We start from the raw sequence: 16,064 nt of genomic DNA on the forward strand, positions 1-16,064 counted from the left end.
GGATCCTGTGATCCGCGCCCCACTGCGTCGTTCGGGCCCGGGGGGCCGTTGTGAAGCCCCAAGGGGGCGGGTAAGGTAAGGGTAACCTCACTCAAGATCAGCTGATCTGGTCGGTGAGTCTTCCCCGAGAGCCCCAACGGAGGTGAACCCGCGTGTACGTCTGCTCCTGCTTCGGGATCACCGAGCAGCAGGTTCGCGAGCACGCGGACACGGGCGCCTGCACGCCCCGCCAGATCGCCTCCGCCTGCAAGGCCGGCACCGACTGCGGCAGCTGCGTACGGCGCATCCAGGCCCTGCTCGGCAGGGGCGACTGCCCGCGCCGGGAACTCATCGACAGCGGCGCATCCGACCCGCTCGCCCCGGAGGACCGCACGCCCGGGCCGCAGCGGGGCGCGGAGGTGGGCGCAGTGGTGCCCGTGGCGCTCTCGGAGGCCGCGTAGTCCCCAGGGCCGTCCGGGCTCCCGCCATCGCGCCGCCCGCTCAGCTCGGCTGCTCGATCACCTGGGCGATGTAGAGCGCCTCCCCGAGCTTCTCGACGAGTTCCAGCTGTGTGTCGAGATAGTCGATGTGGTGCTCCTCGTCCGCGAGGATCTCCTCGAAGATGTTCGCCGAGGTGATGTCGCCCTTGTTGCGCATCAGCTCGATACCGCGCTTGAGCCGGTCGATCGCCTCGACCTCGATCTGCCGGTCGGCCTGGAACATCTCGGTGACCGACTGGCCGACCCGGACATGGAACAGCCGCTGGTAATTCGGCAGACCGTCGAGGAACAGAATCCGGTCGGTCAGCACCTCCGCGTGCTTCATCTCGTCGAAGGACTCGGAGCGGGTGTACTTCGCGAGCTTCGTCCAGCCGAAGTTCTCCTGCATCTTGGCGTGCAGGAAGTACTGGTTGATCGCGGTCAGCTCGGCGGTCAGCTGCTCGTTGAGGAATTCGATGACCTCGGGGTCGCCCTGCATGGCTGCGGGCTCCTTCCACGCGGGAACTGGGCAGGTGCCGCGCATCCTCGCACCGCACGGAGAGGGCGTCCAGTAAGTTCACGCTTAGTACGAGTTGCCCGAATCCCTCCGTCCCTGGTCATCGGCACCCCTTCCGGTCTGACAACATGGAGGGCATGGGTCAGCCGGAAAGCCGCGAAGAGGAGCATGCACAGCTGCCTCCGGGGCAGCGGCTGCAGAGGGGCTGGCCGGTGACGCACTACGGACCGGTCCCGAAGTTCCGCCCCGAACGCTGGGAGTTCCGGGCTTTCGGTGCCACCGCGGACGGCGCGAAGCACTGCTGGTCGCACGAGGAATTCACGGCGCTGCCCTACGCCACGGTCGTGGCCGATATGCACTGCGTGACGAAATTCAGCATGCTGGGAGCCGAATGGGGCGGCGTGCTCACGAAGACCGTTCTGGACCTTGCGCCGCCCGCGCCGGATGTCACCCATGTGATGGTGTGGGCCGAGTACGGCTTCAGCTCGAATCTGCGGCTGGAGGATTTCGCCGCGGAGAAGTGCATCTTCGCCACACACCGCTCCGGTGAACTGCTCACCGCCGAGCACGGCTTTCCGGTCCGCCTGATCGTTCCGCACCTCTACGCCTGGAAAGGCCCCAAGTGGGTCCGCGGCATCGAATACATGCGGGCCGACCGCCGCGGCTTCTGGGAGGAGCGCGGCTACCACAACCTGGGCGACCCCTGGCGCGAGCAGCGCTACTCGTACCAGGAAGAGCCCGGGGACGGGCCCGAGCTCTGACGCCCGGCGCCCCGGGCGCTGCCTAGTACGGCCGCAGCCCCTTGAGGCGGGCCACATCGGCCGCGTGCCCCTCCTTGCCGCCCGGGGTCTCCACGACCAGCGGCACCCCGGCGGTCGAGGGATGGGTGAACAGCTCGGCGAACGGCTCCGCGCCGATGTGACCTGTGCCGATGTTCTCGTGCCGGTCCTTGTGCGCGCCCACCACGTCCTTGGAGTCATTGGCGTGGATCAGCTTCAGCCGGCCCTCGCCGGTGACCTCCACCAGCTCGTCCAGCAGCGCCTTCATCCCGCCCGGCGCCGCCATGTCGTGCCCGGCCGCGAAGGCATGGCAGGTGTCCAGGCAGACGCCCAGCTTCGGGTGCCGGTCCAGCGCGTCGAAGTACGGCCCGAGGTCCTCGGCCCGGGAGCACAGCGAGGCGCCCTGCCCCGCCGTGGGCTCCAACAGCAGCCACGGGTCGTCGGGGTGCGTCAGCTCGTCGAGCAACGGCCGCATCCGCTCCCTGACCTGCGCCATCGCCGCCTCGCGGGGCCGCCCGCCGGTCGCCGAGCCGGTGTGCACGACCACGCCCAGCGCGCCGATCTCCCGGCCGCGGCGCAGCGAATGGCGCAGCGACGCCACGGACCGCTCGACCGTCGCCTCGGTGTGCGAACCGAAGTTGATCAGATACGGCGCATGCACGTACACCGGCATCCCCTGCAGCGCGCAGGCCGCACGGAACGCCTCGTCCTGTTCGGGACTGCCGGGCAGCGTCGCCCAGCCGCGCGGATTGGCCACGAAGACCTGCACGACCTCGTCACCCATCTCACGGGCGTACGGAATGCCGGTCTTGGCCAGGCCGCCGGCCACCGGCACATGGCCGCCGACCGGATTACGGGCACGGGCGCGCTGCTCGGCGCCCTCGGGGGAGGGGGATTGGCTCACCCTCCCAGGGTGCCAGGTGCCCCGCGGCCGCCCGGCCGCGGATCCCCGCCGCTACAGCGCACCCTTCAGCTTGATGGTGATCGTGCCGCCCTTCGGAGCCTTCTCGCCGGGCTCGACGGACTGGGTGTCGACCTCGTCCTGCGGGAACAGGAACGGCTTCTTCACCTCGACCCGGAAGCCGTGTGAGGTCAGCTCCTTCTTGGCGTCCGCCTCGCTCATGCCGGTGACATCCGGGACGGCGATCATCTCGGGGCCCTTGGAGAGCGTGAGGGTGACCGTCTCGCCCTTGCCGAGCGGTTCGCCCGGATTCGGCGTCTGCCGGGCGACGGCCCCCTTGTCCTGCGGGGAGAACACCCGCTCCTCGGCGATGCGCACCCGCAGGCCCGCCGCGCGCAGCGTGGCCTCGGCCTCCGCGCGGTCGCTGCCGATCACACCGGGCACATCGACCTGGGCGCCCCGGCTGACGGTCAGCGCCACCGCCGTGTCGGGCCGCCGCTTGGTGCCCGCGGCCGGGTCCGTGCGGATCACCGACCCCGGGGCGACGTCCTTGTCGAAGTCACGGGTCACGGTGCTCGGGATCAGACCGAGGTCGCGCAGCTTGCGCTTGGCGTCCGCGACCGGGGTCCCCGACAGATCCGGGATCGTGACGATCTCCGGTCCGCGGGAGACGGTGATCGTGACCGTGCCCGTGCCGCGGATCTGCTTGCCGTTCGCCGGGTCCGTCTTCATGACATGGCCGCGCTCCACGTTGGAGCTGAAGCCGCGGACGACCTTGACCCCCAGCCCCGCGTCCCGCAGCGTCTCGACGGCCTTGTCCTGCGGCATGTCCAGCACCGCGGGGACGGTGGTGAACTGGCCCGAGTTGATGTACCAGACGCCGGTGCCGACCCCGAGGAGCAGCAGCACGGCCGCGATGACGGTGACGAGCCGCCGCCGCTGCATCAGCCCGCCGCCGGGCGCCGCAGGGGCGGCCGGCACCGGCCGCAGCCTGGTCGTCTGCTCCGCCGGCGGCACCTCCAGGCGGCTGGTGCGGTTCAACTGGGCCTGGTCCGTCCCGGGCGGCAGCTGCACACCGCCGGGCCGCGGCAGCACGTCCGTACGCTCCGTACCGTCGCCCGCCCCGGCGCCGCCCTCGGGCACCTCCTTGGCCTGCGGCGGAACGACGTCCAGCTGCTCGTCGGTCAGCCCCGCCCGGGTCTCCCGCGCCTGCGACAGCAGCGCCACCGCGTCCTGCGCCCGCTGCTGCGGATCGCGGGCGCAGGCCAGCGCGACCAGCTCGTCCAGCCGCGGGGCGAGCCCGGGGACCAGCTCGGACGGCGGCAGTACGTCCTCGTGCAGATGCTGGTAGAGCACCTGCGCCACCGAGCCGCCGGTGTGCGGCTTGCCGCCGGTCAGCATCTCGTAGAGCACCACGCCGCAGGCGTAGACGTCGACCCGGGCGTCCGCGGTGCCGTGCTCCAGCTGCTCGGGCGCCAGATACGACACGGTCCCCAGGAGCGACCCCGTCGAGGCGGTGGTGTTGGTGTCCACCGCCCGCACCAGACCGAAGTCGGCGACCTTGACCCGGCCGTCGTCGCCGATCAGGACGTTCTCCGGCTTCATGTCGCGGTGCACCAGCCCGGCGCGATGCGCGGCCCCCAGGGCGGCCAGCATGGGCTCCAGGATGTCCAGCGCGGCCCGCGGCTGCAGGGCGCCGCGCTCGCGCAGCACATCGCGCAGGGTGCAGCCGGCGACGTACTCCATGGCCAGATAGACGTACGTACCGTCGGTGCCCTGGTCGAAGACGCCCACCACATTCGGGTGCGACAGCCGGGCCACCGACTTCGCCTCACGGATGAAGCGCTCCACGAACGCTCCGTCGGCGGCGAGGCTCGGATGCATCACCTTCAGCGCGAGCACCCGGTCGAGGCGGGTGTCCACCGCCTTGTAGACCGTGGCCATACCGCCGGCGGCGATGCGTGCCTGGACGCGGTAGCGGCCGTCGAGCAGCTGGCCCACGAGCGGGTCTTGGAGCGTCGTATCCACGGCAGACGAGTCTACGGGTCCGCTGCGCTTGGCTTGCTTCCCACGTTGTCGGCTTTCCCGCCGTGGTGGTTTCGCTTGTTTTCGCCTGCGGCGGGCTGGGTGCCGCTGCGCGGGGCGTTTTCGGCAGCGGGTGCGGCCCTCCGGACTCCGTCCTGCGGTCCGCCCCCTCCCGTGGGTGGGGGAGAGGAGACCGGTGGGGGTCCCCGTATGCCCTCGTGTGCCGGTAGTCGACGGACGGGGCTCGCCCCCACCGACCGCTCTTTCCACCCACCCACGGGAGGGGACAGACCGTAGGACGGAGTCCGTAGGGCTGTCACCGCACCCGACACACAACCGCCCGCCGCAGGCGCAACGGCGAAAACCCCCACGGCGGGAAAGCCGACAACGTGGGAAGCCAGCCAAGCGCAGCGGACAGGCAGCGGAGGGGCTAAAACGCCGGTCGTTCCGGATCCAGTTCCGCCACGCCCCCCGTAGGGGAGGACGCCAGTGCGAAGTGCCGGCGCGGGATCCGGCCCGCCCTGTAGGCCAGCCGGCCCGAGGCCACCGCGTGGCGCATCGCCTCGGCCATCAGCTCCGGCTCCTGGGCGCGGGTCACCGCGGAGGCCAGCATCACCGCCGCGCAGCCCAGCTCCATGGCGAGGGCGGCATCCGAGGCGGTGCCCGCGCCGGCGTCAAGGATCACCGGGACGCCGGCGCGTTCGGTGATCAGCTGGAAGTTGTGCGGGTTGCGGATGCCCAGGCCGGAGCCGATCGGCGAGCCCAGCGGCATGATCGCGGCGCAGCCCACGTCCTCCAGTTTGCGGGCCAGGACCGGATCGTCGTTCGTATAGGGCAGCACGGTGAAACCGTCGTCCACCAGGGTCTCGGCGGCGTCCAGCAGCTCGATCGGGTCGGGCAGCAGGGTGCGCTCGTCGGCGACGACCTCCAGCTTGACCCAGTCGGTACCGAGCGCCTCCCGGGCGAGCCGGGCGGTGAGCACCGCCTCGCCCGCGGTGAAGCAGCCCGCCGTATTGGGCAGCACCCGGATCCGGTGCCGTTCCAGCACGGACAGCACCGAGCCCTGCACGGTCGGGTCCAGCCGCCGCATGGCGACCGTCGTCAGCTCTGTACCGGAGGCGAGCAGCGCGCGCTCCAGGACGTCGAGGCTGGGCACCCCGCCGGTCCCCATGATCAGGCGGGACCGGAAGGTGGTGCCGGCGATGGTGAGGGGGTCGGGGCCGGCGGCGGACGGGGCGGGGGCCGCCCCTCGGGACACCTCGGTATCGGTCATGTCTGCGGATCAGCCTCCCTGGACCGCGGTGAGCACCTCGACGCGGTCACCTTCGGCGAGCGGGGTGGTGGGCCACTGGGTGCGCGGCACCACGACTTCGTTGAGCGCCGCGGCCACCCCGGTGGGCGCCGCGGACAGGGTCGCGACGAGCCGGTCGAGGGTGAGTCCGCCGGGGATCTCGCGGGCCTCGCCGTTGACCGACACGGAAACACTGGCGCTGCTCATACGGGCTGCTCCTCCAGGAAGCGGGCGCGCGCGGCCCCCGGGGCGGCGGTGAGGGTCCCGCCACGGGAGAAGCGCGCGGGGGTGAAGGGAAGGGCCTCGTCGGGGACGTTCCCGGTGGCCAGCACCTCGGCCATCACGTCACCGGTGACCGGCGTCAGCAGGACCCCGTTGCGGAAGTGCCCGGTGGCCAGGTGGAGGCCGGGCAGAGCGGTCGGCCCGAGGAGCGGCGCGTTGTCGGGGGAGGTGGGGCGCAGCCCGGCGCTGGTCTCCACCAGCGGCAGCTCGGTGATGCCGGGGACCAGCTCGTGGGCGTCCCGCAGCAGCTCGTAGACCCCGCCCGCGGTGACGGTGGTGTCCCAGCCCAGCTCCTCCATGGTGGCGCCGACGACCAGCTCGCCGTTCTCCCGCGGCACCAGGTAGAGGGGGTTGCCGCGCACGACCGCCCGTACGGTGCGCGACAGGAAGGCCGGGGACCCGGCGGGCACGTCCGGCAGCCGCAGCCGCAGCACCTGTCCCTTGACCGGCCGGACGGGCGGCAGCACCTCGTCGGGGACGCCGGTCAGGCGACCGATGTGGCTGCCCGCCGCGAGCACGGTCTGCCCGGCCGACAGCCGTGTGCCGTCGGCGAGTTCGGCGCCCGAGGCGCGGCCGCCGTCGAAGGTCAGCCGCTCGACCCGGCTCCGGTGGAGGACCACCCCGGCCCGTTCGCAGGCCACCAGCAGGGCGCTCGCCAGCCGCCGCGGGTCGACCTGGTGGTCGCCGTCGACCCGCAGGCCGCCGCGTACGCCGGGGGCCAGCATCGGCTCCAGGCGGCGGCACTCGCGGCCCGTGAGCCACTGTGAGTCCAGGCCCGAGCGGATCTGCAGGGCGTGCAGTTCGCGCAGGTGGGCGCGGTCGTCGGCGTCCAGCGCGACGGCCAGGGTGCCGCACCGCCGGTAGCCGATCGACGTCCCGGCCGCCTCCTCCAGCTCCTCGGTGAACCGCGGGTAGCGCCGCGCCGAGTCGAGATTGAGGGCCAGCAGGGTCTGCTCGCCGTAGTGGAGCTCGGTGACCGCGGCCAGCATTCCGGCCGCGACGCGGGCCGCGCCGCCACCGGGCGCCGGGTCGGCCACCGTGACGGTCAGCCCGCGGCCGGCCGCCCGCCAGGCGGTGACCAGGCCGATGACGCCGCCCCCGATGACGAGCACATCAGGGTGCCCGGTGACTGGTTTCGATGGTGTGGCAGATGGATGCATGGGCGTCCAGCCCCTCCCTTCGCCGGCATGACCCGGATCAGGTTCGTACGGTCGGAGGCCGGCCAGCCTCCCTCTCAGCCCGGTGCGTCCGGGCTCCCGCGAGTGCGTGTAGCCGTCACCCTAATACGGGGCGCGAGCCGGGGTAAGGGAACGGTCGGCGTACACGGGGGCCGCGGCTGTCGGGGGAGCGGCACCGGTGGCGCGTGCGTGGCCGTGCCGTCCCCGGAGCCCGCGGGGCGGGGCACGGGCCCCTGGAGCGCGGTCATGACGCTGTGTCAGAGATCTCGTCGCGCGGTGCTGCGAGCGGCGTCGCACACCGTCCTAGAGTGATCGGGTGAGCGAGCAGAGCACATCCTCCCAGTCTCCCGGCCACCCGCCGCGCGTCGTGATCGTCGGCGCCGGAATCGCGGGCGTGCAGACCGCGGTCGCCCTGCGTGAACAGGGGTGGCGCGGCGCGATCACGCTGCTCGGTGACGAGCCCCACCAGCCCTACGACCGCCCCCCGCTGTCCAAGGCGGTGCTGCTGGGCAAGGCGGACGGCTCCGCCTTCGACGTGGACTTCGCCGCGCTCGACATCGAGCTCCACCTCGACCGCCGGGTCACCGCCCTGGTGCCGGACGCCCACCGGGTCGAGACGGTCCGGGGCCCGGTCTCCTACGACTACGCGGTGATCGCGACCGGCGCCGCCCCGATCACGCTGCCCGGGAGCGAGGGCCTGCCCGGCGTCCACCTGCTGCGCACCCTCGACGACGCCGAGCGGCTGCGCCCGGTGCTCGCCGCCCAGCACGAGATCGTGGTCGTCGGGGCGGGCTGGATCGGCGCCGAGTTCGCCACCGCGGCGCGCGAGGCGGGCTGCGCGGTCACCGTCGTCGAGGCCGCCGACCGCCCACTGGCCGGGGCACTGCCCGCCGAGGTCGCCGCCCATATGGCCGGCTGGTACGCGGACGCCGGCGCCGAGCTGCGTACCGGCGCCCGGGTCGCGGCCGTCACCGCCGGCCTGGTCACCCTCGAGGACGGCGCCACGCTGCCCGCCGACGCCGTGGTCGTCGGGATCGGGGCCCGGCCCGCCACCGCCTGGCTGGCCGGCTCGGGCGTCGAGGTGTCCTCCGAGGACGGCTCGGTGCTGGCCGACGACCGGCTGCGCACCTCCGTGCCCGATGTGTACGCGGTCGGCGACTGCGCCTCCTTCCCGTCCGCCCGTTACGGCAGCCGTCTGCTGATCCACCACTGGGACAACGCCCTCCAGGGCCCCCGTACGGTCGCCGAGAACATCGCCCGCGGGGAGGCGGAGGGGATGGTCTACGACCCCGTCCCGTACTTCTGGTCCGAGCAGTTCGGCCGGTTCGTGCAGTACGCGGGCCATCACGGGGACGCCGACGAGCTGGTCTGGCGCGGTGACCCGGCCCAGGCCGCCTGGTCGGTGATCTGGCTGCGGGGCGGACGGCTCGTCGCGTTGCTGGCCGTGGGGCGGCCGAGGGACCTCGCCCAGGGGCGCAAGCTCATCGAGCGGGGTGTGACCCTCGACCGGGACCGGGCCGCGAACGCCGCCGTGCCGCTGAAGGCCGCGGTGCAGTAGGGCGGACCCGGGTGCCGGACTGCCGGGCGGGCGCGGCGGGCGTGGAGGCGCGCCGGACCTGTCCGTCGGCAGGTGTGCCGACGGCCGTGTCGACAGGCGTGTCGTCACCCTCCGGTGTGCCGGAGGCCCCTGATGGCGATGCCCGGCTACCGACTGTCAGTGCGAGGTGGCAGGCTTGTCCTGTGACCGAGATTGACGCAAACATCGATGGACTCGTCCCCGCCTGGCTCACCCTCCCCGACATCGCCGAAAAGCTCGGCGTCGAGGTGACCCGTGTCCGGCAGCTGGTCAAGGAGGGCCAGCTGATCGCGGTGCGCCGCGGCGAGAACAGGGTGCTGCAGGTACCCGCCGATTTCATCAAGGACGACAAGGTGGTCAAGGGCCTCGTCGGCACGCTCACGCTCCTCAAGGACGACGGCTTCACCGACGAGGAGATGCTGGAGTGGCTGTTCACCGCGGATGAGACCCTCCCCGGAACCCCGGCGCAGGCGCTGCGCGAGAATCGCGGCACGGAGGTGAAGCGCCGGGCCCAGGCGCTCGCCGTCTGACGCGCCCGGCGCTCGTCAGCAACCGCACCAGCATCCGTAACCACAACTACGGGGTGTACGGTCCGGAAGGTCCGGCCCGTACACCCCCGACCTGGGGGGAAGCCGCCCGATGACCACCGCACGACAGGCCCTGTCCGACGCCCGGCTCTACCTCTGCACGGACGCCCGCAGGGCCCAGGGCGACCTCCCCCGGTTCCTGGACGCGGTGCTCGCCTCCGGCGTCGACATCGTCCAGCTGCGCGACAAGGGCATGGAGGCCGGCGAGGAGCTCCGCCATCTGGAGGTCTTCGCGGACGCCTGCCGCCGGCACGGAAAGCTGCTCGCGGTCAACGACCGCGCGGACGTCGCCCATGCGATCGGCAGCGATGTGCTGCATCTCGGGCAGGGCGATCTGCCGGTCCCGGCCGCCCGCGCCGTCCTCGGCGCGGACATCCTCATAGGCCGCTCCACCCATGCCGAGGCCGAGGTGGACGCCGCGATCGCCGAGCCCGGCGTGGACTACTTCTGCACGGGCCCGTGCTGGCCGACGCCCACGAAGCCGGGCCGCCACGCCCCCGGCCTCGACCTGGTCCGCTACACCGCGGCGCGCGCTCCGCAGCGCCCCTGGTTCGCGATCGGCGGGATCGACGCCGGCAATCTGGACGAGGTGCTCCGGGCGGGCGCCCGCCGGGTCGTGGTGGTCCGCGCCATCACGGAGGCCGACGACCCGGGCGCGGCGGCCGCAGCGCTGGCCAAGCGCGTCCGCGGCTGGGACTAGGCCTGTCCGACGGGTCATGGCGGGGTCCGACGGGTCGTCGTGGCCGGGCCCGGGAGACACCCCCGCTCGTGCTCCGGAGAGCCGGGGCGCGAGGGGCGACGGGGGCGGGAATCGGACGCCCAGGCGGCCGGAAAATGTCCAATCAGTGGACACGAAGCCGACCAACCAGGCAAAACGTCGATGACGGTTGGTGTGTGCCCGGCCCGTGGTTAACCTGCCGGTATGGCCCTAGGTACAGCTTCCACCAGGACTGATCGCGCACGCACCGTGCGCGAACTGCTGGCTTCCGGCAAGCAGTCATACTCGTTCGAGTTCGCCGCCCCGAAGACCGAGAAGGGTGAGCGGACCCTGTGGAACGCCATTCGTCGGATCGAGGCCGTCGCCCCGACGTTCGTCTCGGTGACATACGGCGCCGGCGGCACCTCCCGTGACGGAACGGTGCGCGCCACCGAGCGCATCGCCACCGACACCACCCTCACCCCGGTCGCCCATCTGACCGCGGTCAACCACTCGACGGCGGACCTCCGCAACATCATCGGCCAGTACGCCGACGCCGGGATCCGCAATATGCTCGCGCTGCGCGGCGACCCGCCCGGCGACCCGATGGGGGAGTGGGTCAGGCACCCCGACGGCCTCGCCTACGCCGCCGACCTGGTCCGGCTGATCAAGGAGTCCGGCGACTTCTGTGTCGGCGTCGCCGCCTTCCCCGAGATGCACCCGCGCTCGACGGACTGGGACACCGATGTCGCCCACTTCGTCGACAAGTGCCGGGCCGGCGCGGACTTCGCCATCACCCAGATGTTCTTCTACCCTGAGGACTACCTCCGGCTGCGCGACCGGGTCGCCGCGGCGGGTTGCTCGACGCCCATCATTCCGGAGATCATGCCGGTCACGAACGTCCGCCAGATCGAGCGGTTCGCCCAGCTCAGCAATGCCGCATTCCCGCCCGAGCTGGCCGAGCGCATCCTCGCCGTCAAGGACGACCCGGCGGCGGTACGCTCCATCGGGATCGAGTACGCGACGGATCTGTGTGCGCGCTTGATGGCCGAGGGCGTTCCCGGGTTGCACTTCATTACCCTGAACCACTCCACGGCGACCCTGGAAATCTACGAGAATCTGGGGCTGCACCAGCAGTCCTGATCACGGTGGCCGGCCAACGGCGGAAGTAGGGCGTATATGGGCTGGACGGTCCTCTATATCGCGTTCGGCCTGGTCGCCCTGTGGCTGCTGGGTGAGGTACTGCTCCAGTACAAGGCCCGGCTGCGCTGGCGGCTGCTCGCCTTCACCGGCTTCCTCGGCGTGGTCGTGGGCGTGATCATCCCCTCGGTGATCGTGATCGGGGTGGGCCTGGGCGCGTTCGCCGTCGGCCAGGTCAATGTGACGCTCTCCTTCAAGCGCGGCTTCACCACCGGCTGGGCGCTGGGCGGCAAGCCCGGCGCCAGCCGTCGCCGTCGGGGCCGTGCGGCGGGTGCCCCCGCCGCCGAACCGACCCTGCAGATCTCCGACTTGGAGGCCGCGACGCCCACCGACGGCCCCGGCGGGGGCGCCGACGGCGGCCCGGACACCTTCGAGAGCACCGGCGGATTCCGGAGCACGGGCGGCTTCCAGAGCCAGGACACCTACGCCGGGCAGGGCTCGTACGACTACCAGGCCGACGGCTACCCGGCCGACGGCGGCTACCGCGGCCAGGACCCCTACCAGGACCCGCAGGACCAGAGCGTCTTCGCCACGCAGGCCTTCCCCGCGCCGTCCTACGACGGCCCGTCCTACGGCGCCCAGCAGTACGACGGACAGGGCGACTACGCGCGGGCCGACGCCGGCACCGTCTACGCCCCGCAGCCGATGCCCGACGAGACCGGCCAGTACGGCATCTACAGCCCCGACGCCCGCACCCCGCAGCCCGGCTACAGCGGCTACGACGCCTACGGCACCACCGCCGACAGCGGGAACAACGACGGCAACGGCTATGCGTACGGCGGCGGTTACGGTCAGACCGCGGCCGGCCAGGACGCCTACGCCGACCCCTACGCGGCCTACGGAGACGGCTCGGGCCAGGGCCAGGCGCCCTACTCCGACCCCTACACCGGCGCCCAGCAGTACTCCGGCGGCTCCTACGACCCCTACGAGCAGCAGGACCCGTACGCCCAGCCGTCCTACGGCGCGCAGCAGTACGACGGGCAGGGCGGGCAGTCCGGCCAGAACGCGGACCAGGGCTACGGCGGAACGCCGCCCGGCGGGGCGTGGGTCCCGCAGCAGCGCGACAGCGAACTCCCGCCCGAGCAGCCGCCCTACCCGCCGTACCAGCAGCAGGGGTACGACGGGCAGCAGTACCGCTACTGAACCGCACGGGCCGCAACGGCCAGCAGTACCGCTGATCCGCACGGGGCGCGACGACAGCCCCTGCCGGCCACGGCCCGCCGCCGGGCTCGTACCCGGCCGCCGTCAGGCCCGCACCGTTCGCCTCGCCGCCGGCACCCCGCTCAGGTGGAGCCGTGCCAGTCGTCGCCGTTCACGATCAGGCCCGCGACCAGCGCGCCGGACATCCCGGAGTGCGCCAGCCCGCCGCCCGGGTGCGACCAGCCGCCAACCACGTAGAGCCCCGGTATCCGGGTGCGGTTGCCGGGCCGCAGAAAGCGCCCGTCCCGGCCGGCCAGCGCCGGGCCCGGCACCAGCGCGTCCGCCGCCGGCGGCAGCACCTCGCGCCACAGCACCCGCTCCCGCAGCCCCGGCACCGCCGCCTCGGCGACCTCCGTCAGCCGGTCCGCGGCCGCCTCGACGGCCGCCCCCTCAAGCCGGCCGTCCGGGCCGGGCGGCGCGACGGTCGCGGCCAGCGTCACGGCCTCATGGCCGTCGTCGGGCCGGGTGGCAGCATCGTCCGGGCGCAGCACGGTCACCGTCGGCCGCGCGCACGACGGCCGCGGACCGTCGCCGTCGCCGAACACACCCGCCAGCTCCGCCGCGCGGTCCACGGCGTGCACCACGGTCCGATGGACGGCACCCGCCTCGCGTGCTCCGCGCAGCGCCAGACAGACCGTGAGCCGCCCCGTCGCGCGGTCACCGGGGCCGGCCTGCGGCCGCACGTCGTCCGGCCCGTACGGCTCGCGCCCGTCGAGGAGCGCCGGCAGCCGGGCCGGATCGATGCCGGCGACCACGAACTCGGCCGGCGCGGTCTGCCCGTCGGCCAGCTCGACACCCGTCGCTCCGCCGTCCTTCTCGACGATCCGGGTCACCTCCGCGCCGAAGGCGAACTCCACCTTGCGCGCCAGGCAGCGTGCGTACAGCGCGTCGGCCAGCGCCCGCATGCCGCCGCGCGCGTACCAGCTCCCGAAGGTCTGCTCCATGTACGGCAGCACGGCGGCGCTCGCCGGGGCGCTGCGCGGGTCGAAACCGTAGGCCAGCGCATGGCTCTCCAGCAGCGCGATCAGCCGGGGGTCGGCCAGCTCGCGGCGGGCGACCTCGGCGAGCGTGGCCGTCGTGGGGCCCTTGCCGCGCCCGAACAGCCCGCGCCTGCGCACCGCCGGATACGGATCGCGGCCCAGCACCCGCCAGTCCTGCCACAGCGGCTCCTCCAGGAGCGGCCGCCGGGTGGCGTCCCAGGCCTCGCGGGCGCGGCCCACCAGCGCGCTCCAGCGCTCACCGGCGCCCGCGCCCAGCGCCTCGTCCAGAGCCGCCAGGACGCCGGCCCGCGAGGCGTTGGGCAGCGACACGGCCGTGCCGTCGGCGAAGACATGGCGGCTCGCGGGGTCGACCTGGGACAGCTCGACGCAGCTCTCCAGCGGCTCACGACCGGTCTTGAGGAACAGGTCGCGGTAGACGGCCGGCAGATGCAGCAGGCCCGGCCCCGTATCGAAGGAGAAGCCGTCCCGCTCCAGTCGCCGTACCGCGCCGCCGTGCGTCGCGCCGCGCTCGAACACCGCCACCTGGTGGCCCGCGACGGCCAGCCGGGCGGCGGCTGCCATCGCGCCCATCCCGGCGCCGATCACCGCAATCCGTGCCATGCCTGCGACTTTATCCGGCGCCACTGACAACGCCCGCGGCGCCGGTGCGCAGGCGGTCCGGCCCGGGGCGGGGCGCTCAGCCGGCCGGTGGCACCACCCCGCCCGCCGCGGCCAGGCGCTTCTCCTCGCGTCGGGCACGCCGGCGCCGCAGGAACCGGCGGATCCGCGACCAGAGCAGGACCACCATCGCGATGCCCGCGGCCAGCAGCACCGCCGCGATGACCGCCGCGGCCACCGGATAGAAGACCGCGAACGCGATGAGCCCGGCGACGCCGAGATCCTCCAGCAGGCTCAGCACGATGTTGCTGGCCGGCTCCGGCGAGGTGTTGACCGCGATCCGCGCGCCCGCCTTGACCAGATGGCTCAGCAGCGCCGTGGTGCCGCCCACCGCACCCGCCGCCAGCTCGGGCAGGGAACCGTCGTGCCCGGCCAGCAGGGCCGCCACCACGCCGCCGGAGATCGGCCGGATCACCGTGTGCACGGCGTCCCAGACCGAGTCCACGTACGGGACCTTGTCGGCGACGGCCTCGCACACGAAGAGCACCCCGGCCACGATCAGCACATCGGGGCGCTGCAGCGCCGCGGGCACCTCATCGGTGACGCCGGCCGTGCCGAGCAGGCCGAAGAGCAGGACGACGGCGTAGGCGTTGATCCCGCTCGCCCAGCCACTGGTGAAAACCAAGGGAAGTACGGACACGCCGGAGATCGTAGGCCCCCACTGGGGGCCGGTGCTCAGCTTTGAGTATCCGTACTCAGACGCCCAGATGAGTAGGTACGCGGATGGGCCGGAACCCGCCAAGACGGAAGAGTATGCGCCACGGAAGGGAAGCGGCGCCGCACCGCCGACACGGGGCGGCGGAGCGGCGCGGCTCCCGGACGTGACGGGGGACACGGGGGAAGTACGGGGGCACGGGGGCTCCACGGGGGAGCACGGGGGAAGCGCTGTCCTGGTCGGATCGGCGGGGGAACGATTCGTGCCAGGGCAGCGCACTCTTTTGCGCGGGCCCACGGGGGAGAAAGGGTGCGCGCCGTTCCTGACCACGACGGCGCGCACTTCTCACCCGGCGCCCGGGGGGGCGCCGACCACCCAGGGGCACGGCCTGCCGGCGGCCTCTACGTGGGAGGGCCGCTGACCCGCCCCTGGAGCAGCCGCGACAGCGCGGCGTGCACCTCGTCGATCGACCGGTCCGGCTGGTAGGACTGCCAGTCCAGGGCGGCCACCAGGACCATCCCGAACAACGCCGAGGCCGTCAGCGGGATGTCGATCTCCTCGCTCAGCTCCTCGTTGGCCACCGCCTCCCGCAGCACGTCCTCCACCACCGTGATGGCCCGTTCACGCACCACCATCAGCGTCGACTGCCACGCCCGGTTGGTGCGCCACAGCTCGGCGACGTAGAGCTGGGTGAGCGCCGGGTAGCGGGAGATGAAGTCCAGCCCGGCCCGGATCATCGCGTCCAGCGCGTCGATCCGGGTGCCGCCCCGGTCCGCCACCTCCTCGGCGGCCGCCTGCAGGGAGGTCGCCAGCAGCTCGATGCCGTGCCGCAGCAGCTCCTCGAAGAGAACGTTCTTGCTCGCGAAGTTGTAGTAGACCGTGCCCTTCGCGACGCCCGCCCGCTCGGCGATCTCGTCCACCGTGGTGGAGGAGAAGCCCTGTTCGGCGATGAGCGTGACCGCGGCCTCGAAGAGTTTGCGCCGAGTGGCGTCGCGGCGTGTAGTGGAGCTGTCCATGGAGGCGATTGTGCCGTTCCCCGGGAATTGCTGCCCGCCGCGGT

Annotated in this window: 16 protein-coding genes and 1 riboswitch; of the genes, 7 read left to right on the plus strand and 9 right to left on the minus strand. The window is 72.8% G+C overall.

Annotated features, from left to right (window positions below; genetic code table 11):
• The first annotated feature begins 152 nt into the window (after positions 1-152).
• The gene (locus ACFWZH_RS34790; RefSeq protein WP_384440748.1) at positions 153-440 is read left to right on the plus strand and encodes a bacterioferritin-associated ferredoxin; all 288 of its coding nucleotides are present in this window, start codon (positions 153-155) and stop codon (positions 438-440) included.
• Positions 441-480: 40 nt separating this feature from the next.
• On the opposite strand, the gene bfr is transcribed toward ACFWZH_RS34790, so the two are convergent.
• Positions 481-957 carry a bacterioferritin gene (bfr, locus tag ACFWZH_RS34795; RefSeq protein ID WP_384440751.1) on the minus strand — a complete coding sequence of 159 codons (477 nt, stop codon included), beginning with the start codon at positions 955-957 and terminating at the stop codon, positions 481-483.
• 155 nt (positions 958-1,112) lie between these two features.
• On the opposite strand from bfr, the gene ACFWZH_RS34800 reads away from it, so the two are divergent.
• Positions 1,113-1,736: a sulfite oxidase-like oxidoreductase gene (locus ACFWZH_RS34800; protein WP_384440754.1), complete on the plus strand. Its 624-nt coding sequence runs from the start codon at positions 1,113-1,115 to the stop codon at positions 1,734-1,736.
• Positions 1,737-1,758: 22 nt separating this feature from the next.
• On the opposite strand, the gene ACFWZH_RS34805 is transcribed toward ACFWZH_RS34800, so the two are convergent.
• The 5 genes from ACFWZH_RS34805 to thiO all read right to left on the minus strand — a co-directional run bounded on the left by ACFWZH_RS34805 (position 1,759) and on the right by thiO (position 7,413).
• Positions 1,759-2,658 (minus strand): deoxyribonuclease IV, encoded by a 900-nt coding sequence (locus ACFWZH_RS34805; RefSeq protein ID WP_384440757.1) that lies wholly within the window; start codon positions 2,656-2,658, stop codon positions 1,759-1,761.
• Positions 2,659-2,709: 51 nt separating this feature from the next.
• Positions 2,710-4,683, minus strand: coding sequence for a Stk1 family PASTA domain-containing Ser/Thr kinase (gene pknB / locus ACFWZH_RS34810; protein WP_384440760.1), 1,974 nt, complete (start codon positions 4,681-4,683; stop codon positions 2,710-2,712).
• A 427-nt stretch (positions 4,684-5,110) separates the two neighbouring features.
• Positions 5,111-5,851, minus strand: coding sequence for a thiazole synthase (locus ACFWZH_RS34815; RefSeq protein ID WP_384440861.1), 741 nt, complete (start codon positions 5,849-5,851; stop codon positions 5,111-5,113).
• A 111-nt stretch (positions 5,852-5,962) separates the two neighbouring features.
• A complete protein-coding gene (thiS, locus tag ACFWZH_RS34820; RefSeq protein WP_384440763.1) occupies positions 5,963-6,178 on the minus strand; it encodes a sulfur carrier protein ThiS in 216 nt (71 codons plus the stop codon).
• A complete protein-coding gene (thiO, locus tag ACFWZH_RS34825; protein ID WP_384440766.1) occupies positions 6,175-7,413 on the minus strand; it encodes a glycine oxidase ThiO in 1,239 nt (412 codons plus the stop codon). The genes thiS and thiO overlap by 4 nt, the downstream gene beginning before the upstream one ends.
• Positions 7,411-7,523: riboswitch (TPP riboswitch) on the minus strand. It overlaps the preceding gene by 3 nt.
• Before the next feature lie 224 nt (positions 7,524-7,747).
• On the opposite strand from thiO, the gene ACFWZH_RS34830 reads away from it, so the two are divergent.
• From ACFWZH_RS34830 to ACFWZH_RS34850, 5 genes are all read left to right on the plus strand, one after another.
• Positions 7,748-8,989 carry an NAD(P)/FAD-dependent oxidoreductase gene (locus ACFWZH_RS34830; protein ID WP_384440769.1) on the plus strand — a complete coding sequence of 414 codons (1,242 nt, stop codon included), beginning with the start codon at positions 7,748-7,750 and terminating at the stop codon, positions 8,987-8,989.
• Positions 8,990-9,171: 182 nt separating this feature from the next.
• Positions 9,172-9,537, plus strand: a complete 366-nt coding sequence (locus ACFWZH_RS34835; RefSeq protein WP_384440771.1) for an Rv2175c family DNA-binding protein — start codon at positions 9,172-9,174, stop codon at positions 9,535-9,537.
• A gap of 109 nt (positions 9,538-9,646) precedes the next feature.
• Positions 9,647-10,294: a thiamine phosphate synthase gene (gene thiE / locus ACFWZH_RS34840; protein ID WP_384440774.1), complete on the plus strand. Its 648-nt coding sequence runs from the start codon at positions 9,647-9,649 to the stop codon at positions 10,292-10,294.
• 222 nt (positions 10,295-10,516) lie between these two features.
• On the plus strand, positions 10,517-11,434 hold the full coding sequence (gene metF, locus ACFWZH_RS34845; RefSeq protein ID WP_384440777.1) for a methylenetetrahydrofolate reductase [NAD(P)H]: 918 nt from the start codon (positions 10,517-10,519) through the stop codon (positions 11,432-11,434).
• A gap of 36 nt (positions 11,435-11,470) precedes the next feature.
• Entirely contained in the window at positions 11,471-12,634 is a 1,164-nt protein-coding gene (locus ACFWZH_RS34850) for a hypothetical protein (RefSeq protein ID WP_384440780.1), read from the plus strand.
• 140 nt (positions 12,635-12,774) lie between these two features.
• On the opposite strand, the gene ACFWZH_RS34855 is transcribed toward ACFWZH_RS34850, so the two are convergent.
• The 3 genes from ACFWZH_RS34855 to ACFWZH_RS34865 form a co-directional block, all read right to left on the minus strand.
• Entirely contained in the window at positions 12,775-14,292 is a 1,518-nt protein-coding gene (locus ACFWZH_RS34855; protein WP_384440783.1) for a phytoene desaturase family protein, read from the minus strand.
• Positions 14,293-14,368: 76 nt separating this feature from the next.
• A complete protein-coding gene (locus ACFWZH_RS34860; RefSeq protein WP_384440786.1) occupies positions 14,369-14,989 on the minus strand; it encodes a DUF4126 domain-containing protein in 621 nt (206 codons plus the stop codon).
• A gap of 416 nt (positions 14,990-15,405) precedes the next feature.
• Positions 15,406-16,020 (minus strand): TetR/AcrR family transcriptional regulator, encoded by a 615-nt coding sequence (locus tag ACFWZH_RS34865; protein WP_384440789.1) that lies wholly within the window; start codon positions 16,018-16,020, stop codon positions 15,406-15,408.
• Between the last annotated feature and the right edge of the window lie 44 nt (positions 16,021-16,064).

This window comes from Streptomyces sp. NPDC059008, from assembly GCF_042749045.1.
Lineage (GTDB): Bacteria > Actinomycetota > Actinomycetes > Streptomycetales > Streptomycetaceae > Streptomyces.